This is a genomic window from Pontibacter sp. HSC-14F20 (genome assembly GCF_019599265.1).
Lineage (GTDB): Bacteria > Bacteroidota > Bacteroidia > Cytophagales > Hymenobacteraceae > Pontibacter.
This window is the reverse complement of sequence record NZ_JAHZTC010000027.1, coordinates 1-12950: the sequence shown is the minus strand read 5'-3', so window position 1 is coordinate 12950 and position 12950 is coordinate 1. Positions and strand designations below refer to the sequence as shown.

General features: G+C 48.9%; 11 protein-coding genes. 4 read left to right on the top strand and 7 right to left on the bottom strand.

The annotated features are described in order from the left end of the window. Nucleotides 1-359 precede the first annotated feature (359 nt). The 7 genes from K3G39_RS19005 to K3G39_RS18975 form a co-directional block, all read right to left on the bottom strand. Nucleotides 360-578 (bottom strand): class I lanthipeptide, encoded by a 219-nt coding sequence (locus K3G39_RS19005; protein ID WP_220627760.1) that lies wholly within the window; start codon nt 576-578, stop codon nt 360-362. A 454-nt stretch (nt 579-1032) separates the two neighbouring features. Next, a complete protein-coding gene (locus K3G39_RS19000) occupies nt 1033-1251 on the bottom strand; it encodes a class I lanthipeptide (RefSeq protein ID WP_220627759.1) in 219 nt (72 codons plus the stop codon). 1328 nt (nt 1252-2579) lie between these two features. After that, nucleotides 2580-3497 (bottom strand): LLM class flavin-dependent oxidoreductase, encoded by a 918-nt coding sequence (locus K3G39_RS18995; RefSeq protein WP_220627758.1) that lies wholly within the window; start codon nt 3495-3497, stop codon nt 2580-2582. Nucleotides 3498-3512: 15 nt separating this feature from the next. Then, nucleotides 3513-4694 (bottom strand): lanthionine synthetase LanC family protein, encoded by a 1182-nt coding sequence (locus K3G39_RS18990; protein ID WP_220627757.1) that lies wholly within the window; start codon nt 4692-4694, stop codon nt 3513-3515. Next, on the bottom strand, nt 4684-5907 hold the full coding sequence (locus K3G39_RS18985; RefSeq protein ID WP_220627756.1) for a lanthionine synthetase LanC family protein: 1224 nt from the start codon (nt 5905-5907) through the stop codon (nt 4684-4686). Before K3G39_RS18985 ends, K3G39_RS18990 begins: the two co-directional genes overlap by 11 nt. Nucleotides 5908-5923: 16 nt before the next feature. Then, nucleotides 5924-6973 (bottom strand): hypothetical protein, encoded by a 1050-nt coding sequence (locus K3G39_RS18980; RefSeq protein ID WP_220627755.1) that lies wholly within the window; start codon nt 6971-6973, stop codon nt 5924-5926. 59 nt (nt 6974-7032) lie between these two features. Next, complete coding sequence (locus tag K3G39_RS18975; RefSeq protein WP_220627754.1) at nt 7033-9471, bottom strand: TonB-dependent receptor domain-containing protein; 2439 nt, start codon at nt 9469-9471, stop codon at nt 7033-7035. A gap of 648 nt (nt 9472-10119) precedes the next feature. Between K3G39_RS18975 and K3G39_RS18970 the strand changes: the two genes are divergently transcribed. From K3G39_RS18970 to K3G39_RS18955, 4 genes are all read left to right on the top strand, one after another. Further along, nucleotides 10120-10572, top strand: a complete 453-nt coding sequence (locus K3G39_RS18970; protein ID WP_220627753.1) for a response regulator transcription factor — start codon at nt 10120-10122, stop codon at nt 10570-10572. Between the two features lie 182 nt (nt 10573-10754). After that, nucleotides 10755-11558 carry a M57 family metalloprotease gene (locus tag K3G39_RS18965; protein WP_220627752.1) on the top strand — a complete coding sequence of 268 codons (804 nt, stop codon included), beginning with the start codon at nt 10755-10757 and terminating at the stop codon, nt 11556-11558. A gap of 524 nt (nt 11559-12082) precedes the next feature. Then, the gene (locus K3G39_RS18960; protein WP_220627751.1) at nt 12083-12526 is read left to right on the top strand and encodes a LytTR family DNA-binding domain-containing protein; all 444 of its coding nucleotides are present in this window, start codon (nt 12083-12085) and stop codon (nt 12524-12526) included. Further along, nucleotides 12501-12821, top strand: a complete 321-nt coding sequence (locus tag K3G39_RS18955; protein WP_220627750.1) for a LytTR family DNA-binding domain-containing protein — start codon at nt 12501-12503, stop codon at nt 12819-12821. The genes K3G39_RS18960 and K3G39_RS18955 overlap by 26 nt, the downstream gene beginning before the upstream one ends. Nucleotides 12822-12950: the final 129 nt, after the last annotated feature.

Sequence of the window (12950 nt, the reverse complement as noted above, 5' to 3'; positions counted from 1 at the left end):
CCTGCCTTAGACAAAGGCCCGATTCAGGCGTACTTCTTCTTTTTTTTGGCCACCCCTTCTAAGGGACTGAAACTGTCCCATCCATACTGGATAGTGGTTACACAGCATGCCAGATGCTTCGCTATCCGAACTGCACGCAGGAGTATGAAGTCGCTATCCCATACCAGATTAAACTGACTGCAAAAGGGCATTTCTAGAGCGGGACCACCTACGCTGGCAGAAGAGGTATGCCACGCATCACCAGGTCCGTTCAGCTGCCGTCTCCCATACCCCGGAGAGGGGTTGGGATGAAAGCAAAAAAGTTCGGGACGCTGTGTCCCGAACTTTTTAAGGAAAGTCCTCGAGAAAGCTTGCGCTAGCTAGTCTCTCGTGATGCAGCAGTCGGCAGCAACGCCCGGATCTGCCGGCTCCAGTTCATCCTCGCTTTTGATAGTGTTCTTAGTAGCAATAAAGCAGGTGGCCTCGTCGCCACTGTCCGGATCGCCGGCGCCGCCCGCCAGGGCGTCCAGCTGCTTTTGGTCCAGTCGCGCGATCGTTTCCTTGTCCAGGTTCAGGGGGCTTACGTTCTTCTTTTTCATCTTAATTCGTTTTTAAGGGTTAAAAATTTTTCCTGTTATTGATCAATTAACTCTTGAAAGGTAGCTACTTCATTTCTGGTGCGGCAACTCTTTAGACGTACCCGGCCCTGCCTTAGACAAAGTGACGGTTTACGCATATTTCAACTTCGTCTAAACCCACTTCCTCTGAAAAATCTCGACTGTTCCATCCAGGTCGGACAGTGCTTACACGGTACACCTGAAACTTTGCTAACCTAAGCGTAAGGCAGTTAAAACAATCGTCCCAGCCAAGGCAGGCAGGAAGAAGACTCCACTACGGTGGGCAATTTCGGCTGCAGCACCAGCAAACCACTCAGTCCAGACCTTGTTGGCAAAACGCCTCACGCTCCTAACAGGGGTTGGGATGAAAACAAAAGGGTTCGGAACGTGATGTCCCGAACCCTTTGAGGAAAGCACTAGATAAGGCGTGCGCCCACTAGTCTTTTGTGATGCAGCAGTCGGCAGCAACGCCCGGATCTGCCGGCTCCAGTTCATCCTCGCTTTTGATAGTGTTTCTGGTCGCAATAAAGCAGGTGGCCTCGTCGCCACTGTCCGGATCGCCGGCGCCGCCCGCCAGGGCGTCCAGCTGCTTTTGGTCCAGTCGCGCGATCGTTTCCTTGTCCAGGTTCAGGGGGCTTACGTTCTTCTTTTTCATCTTAATTCGTTTTTAAGGGTTAAAAATTTTTCCTGTTATTGATCAATTAACACTTGAAAGGTAGGCACTACATTTCTGGTGCGGCAACTCTTTAGACATACCCGACCCTGCCTTAGACAAAGTGCCGGTTTGCGCGTATTTCAACTTCGTCTAAACTCATTTTCTATGAAAAATATGGAATGAATTGGTTTTATATTGACAGCACCCTGATGCTGCTACCCTGTCTGCCTTTGCTATTCAAACAGAAAGCCATATAGCCCTGTCGATGCATGATTGCATTTACTTCATCTTCCGCGTAGTGTACACCAGAGTCTAAAGGTCTGCGACTAGGGCCTAACCAGCTGTGGTAAATCCAGGTAGAATTTAAAGTGAAGGAAACCTATTGGACCTTTAATACACGATGCAGCAACGGATAGTACAAAACGCTTGATGCAGCTCCCTAAAAGCAGCCGCAATATGACGAGGGATTTAACACAGGTACCGATTGAAGATGGCAAGGCACTTATTGAAAAGAGGTGGAGTCAGAAACGGGGGGAATCAGGAAATCGCATACCCGTCTGCCAGAGAAAGGCAAGGGGAGATGTATCGAAAGCAATCCCACAAGAGGAATGAAAGTGACTTTTGTTCTCATAGTAACATGGTGTCACCTGGACCTATTCGCTTCTACAGCTGAAGTAGGGTACTCTCTCCCAGACCTATCTCTCATCAGCGTCACAACCACAAACGTACTAATGCTGAAGACGGAAAATACCTCGCCTCCATCCTAAAGGGATCAGGCTGGAACAGACCTACTGAATCCGGTTGAGAACAGTGTGGATATAGAAAGAAGGCCCCTGATACTCCATCCGCTCCCAAAGGCTAGATTTGGCCATTCTATTTAAAAACCGGGCGTGAAGCGGGTGCTCCTCAGACACCGATGTAGGAAAGCACCTTACTATGCTTTTTTAGCGCGTTCTAAGATAAAAAAGCGCTGGATGAGCATGACAAAAGAAGGAGATTCTTTAGCAAGAGCAGCCCAGGGGGGCGCTAAGTCAACAGCGAATAGAGCGGTTAAAAGAAGCTGTTTAATTGGAGGAAGAAGTAAAATTGGGGCAAGACCAAAATGGGCTAGCCCGCCAGTGGATGATTCAACACATACCCCAATCCCACCCGCTGTCTATAGTGGCTGCCAATAAGGAGTAGAAAGCAGTGCCTGGTAAATGCGATACCTACAGGTAACTGGTCAGGATTACACAAAATTATAATTTAAAAGGCTAGTGTCGAGGGAAACGCTATGCAAACTAGGCGCAACACGCTCCTACAGGCTGCAAAAGAATCCGGGAAGCCCTTTAAGCTTGTAGGCAGCATTCCTCTTCCGGCTCATCTTTAGTAAGGAACGCGGACAGTAATTCAAGAGATTCAAATTTCTCTACTACGTTTTTATTCATGTCCCTCCACAGAATTTCATCTGCCCCGTATTCCTGCAATAGCTCAGGCAGCTTGTCTTCAAAATACGAAACTGTTCCTATGAAGTGGTTTTTATCATCCTTTTCAGCTTCATTGCGCAGTTCTTTCAGACGGCCTTCGTTTCTCAGGCAACTCCCGGAAATGGAGAGCATGGTCTTTACTTTTCTTCCGTGCCTTTGCTCGAAATCTATTTTAAAGCTCTCAAAAATTTCTTTCTGTGGTTCAAGTTCCGCCAACTCATGAAAAATTGACCTGACATAATTGGTGCCATGCAGGAGGGACCGGTGGAAGCCGCGGGCGGATGCACCCAAAGCCCAAACCTCGGGAACAGTGCCCTGATAGGGAGGAATGACAATGTTTTGATCCCGTAGCTTCTCCTCCTCATGAAAGTAAGAAATGATGCTACTGAACCTTTCATCAAAGGTCGGGCTGGGATAACCGGAACGGTGAAGCAATTCGATATTTGATGTGCCTCCATTCGCCAAGCCAAGATCGATCCTGTTTGAATAAATGTTATTCCACAACTTAAATTGGGAGGCTGTGTCAAACGGATCGTGAATCTTCAATAAGACCCCCCCTGTTCCCACTCTTATCTGCTGTGTAATGCTTGCAATCACCGGCACGATCGCCACTGGGTTGCACCAGGCACGCTTTCTGTTGTTAAGATGATGCTCGGCTAACCAGAATCTGTTAAACTTAAGTTCATCAGCTTTCATCGCGTAATCAAACACACTGCTTAGACGGACAAGGCTGTTTGACCTGGAATCCCCCTCCCCAAATTCTAATAGACTTATTTTCATACTTATATTCTCCGCTTATAAGAAAAAGACTTCATCCCACTGCTGTCGTTTCATCCCGGTGCTTTGCAGGATTACATTGTAAACTCCCTGGCTCCCATCCAACAGGTTATTGTTGTCTGAAGAATACGGATTTGCCAGGGATCTTCGGAGCCAATACTGTGCAGCCTCCAGACACTCAAGTCGATTCGTCAATTCATAGCATTTCGTAAAGAGCCACGAGAAACCAGCAAAACCATGACAAAAATTGGCTTCATAAACAGGCAATTTGGTTTGATCAAATTTCAAAAAATCGGAAAGCAACAGGTTTCCATAGGCTGTTGTTTCCTGATGCTTCAACGTATCTCCAGCCTTTAGGAAAGCATAGGCAATGGAAAGATCACTGGTGCACCAACCAATGTTTAAGTTGAGTTTCCTGGGCTGGCACAAGGGGACTCCTTCATCCGTCACGGAACGTGGAAACAGGAAGTCTTCCTCTGTCCCGGAATATGGCTTGTATAGTTGCTTCAGGTAGTTCAAGAGCAGCTGTATTTGCCTCGCGGCAGCAGCATGAGGAGAAGCTTGATAGGTAGCAACCAGGACCAGAATCATTCCGCAGATACCATGCGCCAATCCGGTGTTGATCACATACGTCCCCTCTCGCTGGTACCTTCTGTTGGCTATGTACTTCCCATGCGCATTTTCTTGTACCCGACTCTCCAGTAGCTGCACCAGCTCTATGCTGTAGGCCGCATTCGACGGCTTGACGTAGGCGGACTTTGAAAGAAAGTACAGGCCACCCACCGCTGAATACATGGGATCCAGGTCACCCGTCTCAATCTCAGCTTTTGCTTTTTCATAAACCTTCTCACTGGTCCAGTCAAGAAGCGATTGGGCCTGTTGATCACTTTCCAGAATGCCACTCTTCTGCATAAGCATCAGCACGTAACCGAACCCGCTCAACCCGTTGCTCATGGCGGTTGTGAATTTAACCCCTTGCTCATCCCCTACCCGCCCGGTGACCGCTTTGAAAACCTCTACCGCGCGGCTGGCGAATGCAGCATCTTGGTAATACTCTGACAATGTCAGAAGCGAGACAACTTTGCCTAAATTGCCCATATACAGCGCATCTGACTCCAGCGGATCGTAAACACTTACATCCACCAGTTTCCCGGCGATTTCCTCTACCGTGACGCTTGCCTCCCTGATGCTATATACCATGGTTAATCCCTTCAATGGTAGGAAGATCCTCATTCAGAAATTGCATCACAGCAACACCAATCCCAATGATTCCCCACCCATAAGACAGGTTGAACAGGCCTGATTCCGGCTTGAAGAAGGACTGAAACCCACAAAACTCGTTATCTCCGGTTGCGTAGCGGGGAATTTGGTGAATCCAATACTGATAGGCTTGTTGGTATTTCGCTTCCGCTGGATCTAGCTTTGAAAGCTTCCGAAACAAATAAGCCACTCCCGAAGCGCCGTATGTCATACTGCCATCGTAGGTCAGCCCATCCTCATAGGTTCTTTCCAGGCATTTCCCTAACACTTCCCTGGCCTCAGCCACCAAGTCTTCGTTCCCTGTTGCAAGGCCTCCTTTCAGCAGACCATACCCAACGCCTAAATCCCCGTAGCATAGGCTGAACTGGGTATCCTGAACCCCTTCGCCCAGGACATGGGGAAACAATCCTTTGGGATTATTTCGCTTGCATTTCAAAACAAACGCGGCTGCCTGTCCAATAAGTGCCTGGCATTTGTCCTTTAGTAATCCCCGCTCAAACACACCGCATAGGAAGGAAATGATCATACAGCTGCCATGGCTTATTCCCAGGTAGACCTTGTTATGCAGTCTGGGACTGGTCCAGTATATCCCCCCTGATGGATCTGGTATCGCATGGCGTTCAATGGACTCCACTATCTCAGCGAGTAGTTGTTGATTAGGGGCTGAGCCCGGCGCTGACAATAGGAAATTACCTGTGGCTAAGGCGCCTGAAAAAATACTAAAATCCGCTTGTTCAAGTTTATTTTTGCAGAGCAGGTGCAGGGTACCCTCAATATGTTCCAGCCAGGAGCTTGCATCAAAATTCAGATACCCTTGCTCAGCGGATTTGAGCAGGAAAGTGCCCAGCCCTGCAATGTTCGCATCGTATGAGTCTGTGGGATAAACCCTTTTGTAGAACTTGTAATCAGCCCGTTCCAGCGCTTTATCCAGGTACGTTTTCGCTTTTTCAAAATAAAGGTCGTTGCCGGTATACTGCGCGTACTGGCAGTAAAAAAGACAGGCTCCTAACCAACCACTGCTCAACGTAGAATTTTCTAAGTGTGCGATATTGCTGCTTACACTGGCTTCGATTCTGGTTAGTAAGTAACTCAGTTCAGCCTGTGTAGCAGTTGACACCGGAACCTGCTCTTTTACCAATAGTTCGTTCATCATTGACATTTCAAGTTTATTAGCGCTCTTTTTCAATACATTTTGCCAGGACTCCTTGTGCCGACACCAGTTTTTCAAGCTTGGCAGTCAACTTATGGACCCACGCTATTCCAGTAGCAAGTCCGTTCAGGTAATCAATCAGGAAAGCAGCCTGGACAGATTTCTGTTGTGCAGGTATGGTAGCTACTTCCAGCTTATCAACCAGGGAGGCGATCAAGGAACATCTCAGGTTCAAGTAGTTTTTATTCTCAAAAAGCTGCGTGAATTCAACTACCTCACTGATAAATTTGTCAAGCGGTATCTTGGGTACGCGTTCCTGCAGGTTGATATACCTATAAATGGCCAGTCTCTCCGTTGTATTCACCTCCATGTCACTGTACCAGGGAGAGAAGATGACGGAAGGATTCGGGTAGACATTAAACTTCATATAATCATTGATATAGACATTCAGGAAATTAAAAAAGGTGTACTCTTTCAGTATTTTGAAGAGCCCTGTCTCCGTAAAAGAAATGTCAAAGTGTAAAAACGGCCAACTGGAACTGTGTCCATTTAGCAGGAACCTGAACAGTTCAGCCCACTGTTGGATACATTCATCCATCCTATTTTGGGCAAGCAACACCTTGTTACGATTGAGCACCTGCTCCAACAGGTCATAGAATTCAAAAAAATTCCCCTCCTTCACCAGCTCAATCCCAAGCCGGAACTTTTGTTCCAAATAATGCTCAGCCTGTGATAAATCCTTTAGCTTGTAATAGCAATAGGCTGTTTTAGGAAATATCTGCACTGCTATATATCTCCTTAAGGCAGGAGTCAATCGTTTATTTTGGTGTACCTCCTGCTCCACGGCGTGGAGATTTGCCAGAATCTGTTGGTAATCCGCCTGCGGCCTGAACATTTCCCCGTTGATTGCTCTAATCTGCTCACTATACTGATCATACAGCCCTTTTAAATCCGCGGAAATCCCCAAAGCATCTACTTCCTGATTTTGAAGAAATGCAAGCACTTTTGCATACTTAAACTTTCTGTCACTTTCAGTGATTGCTGTATTAAGCTTATATAGTAGTTCCATATTGTGTGTAGTAAAAGGTATTTGAAGGGCTTAAAAAGCTGGAGAATAGACGTCTTCTACTACTCTACCCGGTCCAGTACATCCTCATTCCCCATTTTCTTGCTTCGAGCATCTTTGACCGTATTCTTTCCAAACCGATAGACCAGACCGAGCTGGATTCTCCTGGCATCATAGTAATTCACCAGGTTGGTCTCCACATTGAACGCGTTAATCGCCCCCCCTGTCACATCACCTCTGAACAGGTCCGTCACAGCCAATGTGTACTGCAGCTTTTTATCCAGCAGGTCTCCCTTCAAGGCAATGCGGGAATAGTTGTTGGAGACGATATCGATCATCCCGTAGCGGAAGGGGCCCGTATATTTGAAAGAGGTTTCCAGTCGCAGGCCCGCCGGAAGCGAAAAGGTATTCTCCAGTCCAAAAGTATGGTAGAGGCTACGTGGTATGGTCACCTTGTTGAAATCCTTTGAATCGATTGCCGCCTCAAAAACAGCTCCGTAGGCAAACACGCTTCCAGACCACCAGGATGTGAAACGATAGCTGTAATTTCCGACCAGGCTGTAGGAGCTAAGGTCAAAATTCCGGTCCTTCCAGATCGTGATGTCCCCTACCGCCTCCGGCAGCTGGGTATAGATATCTTTTTCACTTTTGTACTCCATCTCAAGGTATAGATTGCCCTTGTAGACGGTATTCAATGCGTAAGAACTAGTGTATTTAGGGCGCAAGGCCGGATTTCCCTCCGTGATGGTAAAGTCATCCAGGTAGGTCCTGAACGGCGTTAACGACTGAAATCCCGGCCGTTGGATGGTAGCCCTGTAATTTGCAGTGACCTGCAGATCATCCGAGAGCGTGTAGTTGACCATCAGGTTCGGAAAAAAATCCAGGAAGTTCCGATCCACCACCCTGGCACCGGTTGTCAGATTATCTACCTGCATCAAGGCATACTCTGTCCGCAGCCCCGCATTGATCTGGGTTTTTTTATTGACCGTTTTGTTAACGGAGGCGTATCCCGCCAGAATACTTTCCTCAAAGTTGTTCTGGAAGCTGAACTCCTCTTCCCGGACAAACCCTCTGTCGGACAGCACTTCCTGTGTGGGCCGGGTATTATTTTTGGAGTGCGTCACTTTGGCGCCTGTGGAAATATTCCAGTCATTCTGATAAGGGAGTTCCCAATCCATCTGTCCTACAAGGATATCGGCCTGGCTCGCATTGGTGTTCCGAACGGTACGCAAAGGCCGGATCAGCCCCCCCTGCGGGTTCAGCAATTCCTGGAAAAGCATTTCGGTGTTTTCCCTGCGCTCTACCGGCGTATAGGTAAAAATCAGGTCAAAGGACTTGCCCATCTTACCGAATTTGTGCTTGTAGTAGGCGCTGTAATTCTGTAACAGGCTGTGGCCGTAATCCCTGAAGTCAGTGGAAAGCAGGGAGTCGGTCGCTCCGTTTACTTCGGTCGAGAAACGAATTCTGTTCTGCGTCAGGCTGTTATCCATTGTCCTGCTATAGGCAGTGGAGGCTTGCACACCCAACGTATTGTTCTTATTGAGGGTATACTCAAAGCTTCCACGCAGGGAGGGCTTCTGTGTGTTGAAAGAGGAGATGAGGTCCTGGTGCAGGACTACGCGCTGTCCGTTTGATCGCAGAACCCGGTAACCGTTGTTCTCTGACAGTGCGTTTCCCATAGTATGGTTCAGGTTCACATTGGCCACCCATTTCTCTCTCCGAAATGTCAGGGAGGTGCCTCCGAGAACCCTGCCCCTGTTGCCCTGAGAGGCAGTAAGCCTGGCAGACCCCGTCATGCCGTATTGCTTGGATCTTTTGGTTGTGATCTGGATCACGGTTCCGACGCTGGCCGGGTAGCGGGCAGAGGGGTTTGTGATAAACTCGATCTTTTCTACCTCGTCTCCTGTCATGGTCTCCAGGACGGTACTCAACGTGGCGCCCGGCATCTGCACATTGTCCAGCAGGATCAACACGCCTCCTTTGCCATTAATGGTGATTTCTTCTCCTTTTACCTGCACAAAGGGCAAAGCATGGAAAATATCAATCAGGTTGTCCGATTGAAAAGAACTGGCCGTCACGTCCATCACATAACGGTCTGCCTTTCGCTGGACCACCTGACGTTCCGCTTGGATGGTCACCTCCCCCAAAGTATTCGACGTTGGCTGCAGGATGATGGGGGAAAGCTCCAGCTCCTGTCCGGCGTATGAGAAAACCTCACTGCGGTGTTTGGAGAATCCCACATAGGATACTGCCAGGAAATATGTTCCCGGCACAGGCTGCATTAACTGAAAGTGACCGTCCTCCCCTGTCATTGCCCCCTTCACCAGCGTGCTATCACTGGCCTTTAGCAGGGTAACCGAAGCAAAGGGCACACCACTATTGTTTTTTTCCAGCACTTTGCCGGAAATCACATGCTGGGCCTGCAGAGAGCCCACCAGGGAGAGCCCCGTGATAAGCAAAAGCCAGCACTTGATCGCCTGGAATCTTTCTCTCGTTTTCATACTGTATAAGTTAAGGTTTCAATTAAGCGCTGGGTTGAGAGGGATTCGCATCAGATCCACACCCTGCCCGCGATTTATGGTTTAAAGCAAGCATGGATAGAAAGAAATAGAAAGAATATTAGACTAACCTGTCAAAGCCTTAGACAAAGTAAGCGTCAGGCTGCTGCTGAAAGTAAGAGGCTTGGGAGAAAGCGGGTTTTCCCGTCCTACTGATCGGGTAGCGAGTGCAATGTTTCTCTAATTATAGTTATCATCCAACCCGGCATTCTGCAGTACGATTACCGGTCATGCACGCAACTGGCAGATACCCTGAAAGGCAAGCTGGCATGTGCTCCGCAGCCTGCCGCCGGAGCTGCCCCCGAAGACCTTATAAATGCCGCAGCTGATATAGCATTCTCTCAAGATTTTAGGCTAAAATGGCAGTTATCCGCCTGTGGAAGCAACAGGCTACCTGGTAGCCCCTTTTCCCTGTGTAGCGATAGGGACGACTCCGGCCATAACAGCCCCTTTGTCCCAGCCAGGTTAGCGTTGGTGTAAAAAAAGATCAAGCGCCATATTATCTGGCTAGTATTGCCCTTATTCTTAAGCCAATGGCAGCATGTCGCCAATCACTAACCCAGGTCCAGTACCCAGTAAAAGAAACGCACCATGCATCCAGTCATTTGTAACATAGCCATGGTGGACGATCACCCGCGCTTTCGCAGGGAAATGGTTGCCTTAATTGATGGAATGAACGGATTTTCTGTTACCATTGAGGCAGCGCACGGGAAAGACCTGGTGCTTCAACTCGGTTCCGGGCGACTACCGGACCTCGTCCTGCTTGATATCTGCATGCCCGTTATGGATGGCATAGAAACGGCCTCATGGCTTACGAGGCACTACCCGCAGTTAAAGATCCTGATACTCTCCTCGGAATGTGACCCAGTAGTCATCTGGCGGCTTCTGGAATGTGGTGTTCGCGGGTTTGTACTCAAGAATACGGAACCTGATGAACTGCGCGTCGCCCTTGAAACCCTGATTGCCGATGGCACTTATTTTACCTTTTCTTTCCAGGAGCTGGTTCGGCGTTTCCAGCAAGGCGGCAACCCTCCATCGGTCTAACCCGGCACTTCACAAAGCACGGTAGAGTTGTTTACCGTCGCATACAATACCACGGAGAATAAAGCTTTGTGCCGTGTTTGTCCCGTGATCCAGGGAGTTCGTGTAATAAATTACCAACCACCGAAATCCTTTTGCAACTTACTCGTAATCAAATCATCATCTCACTTAAAACCAGTTCCTTTATGAAAAAATTACGACTCTTTTCGCTCCTGGCCCTTGCGGTCATGTTTGGTTTCTCCTCTTGCCAGAAAGAAGAGGCTGAAGTAACAGCCAACGAGATTTCACCCCTCACCATGGCTAAAATCTCAGAGATGGGTTTCAACACCGACAATGTGCAGCGCACCGAGGGCGGCTACATTGTGGAGGGTGACATCTTCTTCTCTGACAGCGACCTGCAGGCCTCTCCTGAGACCACGGCCCTGCGCGTGGGTGAGGAGGAGCAGTACCGCACCAACAACCTGGTAAGCGTGGGCTCCAGTCGCACCATCAACGTGGCGATCACCACCAGCCTGCCTTCCTCTTATGTGTCGGCGCTCGACGAGGCCATCCGCCGCTTCAACGCAGAGAACCTGCGCCTGAAGTTCCGCCGCGTGTCCTCGGGCTACAACATCCTGGTGTCGAAAGCGCCAAGCGGCTCTTCTTACCTGGCCTCTGCCGGCTTCCCTTCCGGTGGCAACCCCTACAACGCCATCCGCGTGAACTCAGACTACCTGGGCTCTAACCCGGGCACCAATTACCTGGCCACGATCCTGGCGCACGAGATCGGCCACACGATCGGCTTCCGCCACACCGACTACATGAACAGAGCCTACAGCTGCGGTGGTTCGTACTACAACGAGGGTGCCTCTACAGTGGGTGCTGTGCACATCCCGGGCACACCGACAGGTGCTGATCCGAACTCCTGGATGCTGGCCTGCATCGGCACCGGCGTGAACCGCTACTTCAACTCCAACGACAGAACAGCCCTGCGCTACCTGTACCAGTAGTCTGTTAACTTGAATCGTATGGAAAGCACAGTCCCCCATAGGGGGCTGTGCTTTTTTTGTGAAGGTTTTTCAGAAAGAGGTAAAAGTACGTGCCTTTATTGTAGTGTGCGGGAACTACGGACAGCAGGGCTGTCTCGTCTTTAGCTTGCCGGTCTGCAATTCCTGCTTTCATGAGTAAACTTTCCGAAGTACGATGGCCGACAGCTTACACTAGGTGATCTTCACCCGTGCCTTGCCATAGGTGAAGACCAGAGTCGCTGCTACCCTCCTCACGGAATAGAACGCCAATGGCTTCAACAGCGGCCGGATCCTGACCGATCCAGGTGGTGTAGGACTGACAAGAGCCGGCTACCCGATGTTATATTCCGCAAAAAGTACTTTATCAGCATAATAATTTTTATATTACCCTAGCTTCTGACGCTGCTTCCTTTGGGATCACCCGTTTTATTCCTGAAAAGAGAAACTTAACAACAATTCGCGTCTTAGAAAAACATACCATTGAGAACAAACACAGGATACTGCCTATGACACAGACTTACCGCTGTATGGTGATCGACGATGAAAGCCATGCGATTGAGCTCCTGTCCGATTACATTCAGGCCATTCCCCGGCTACAACTTACAAAAACGTACCAGGACCCGGTAGCCGCGCTGATGGAAAGCCAGGGAGAGGAAAACTATGATTTTATTTTCATGGACATTGACATGCCCCGCCTCTCCGGTATGGAACTGGCAAAGTCCCTCCGATCGTTGACCGCTTTCCTGGTATTCACGACGGCCCATTCAAAGTATGCCGTGGAGGCTTTTGAGGTACGCGCGGACCATTTCCTGCTAAAGCCTATCGGGATGAATAAGTTTGCCATGACTATCGATATGCTGCTGAAGCGTCGGGAGGAGCCAGCGCGCCCACCTATTCGCCAAGACACCTCATTTTTTATAAAAAGTGACCAAAAAAAACAAGTATGTTAAAATATCCCCGGGGGATATTGTTTTGGTGGAAGGGCTGAAAAATTATGTTAAAATTACGACCACGACGCAAAAGCACGTCGCTTACCTAACCATGCGGGAGATGGAAAACACGTTGAATGCTTCCGGCGATTTTATCCGGGTGCACAAATCCTTCATCATCGCAAAGCAACACATACAACGCGTAGCAGGCCGCACGGTCCTGCTCACCAATCACTTGGAAGTGCCTATCGGGGAAACCTTCCGGCAGGACTTACAGGATTACATTGCCAGGCGGGTTATCCTGTCCGACCGTTAGGTACTAGTACACAGTCAACTTAGTAGGTAATGATTGCGTTTCTTCCTTAAAAGCAGGAGGAAGCATGGAGAAGATAGAAATAAAATTGAGTGAATCAGATAAAGAGTACCTGGAGCATTATGTGAGCAA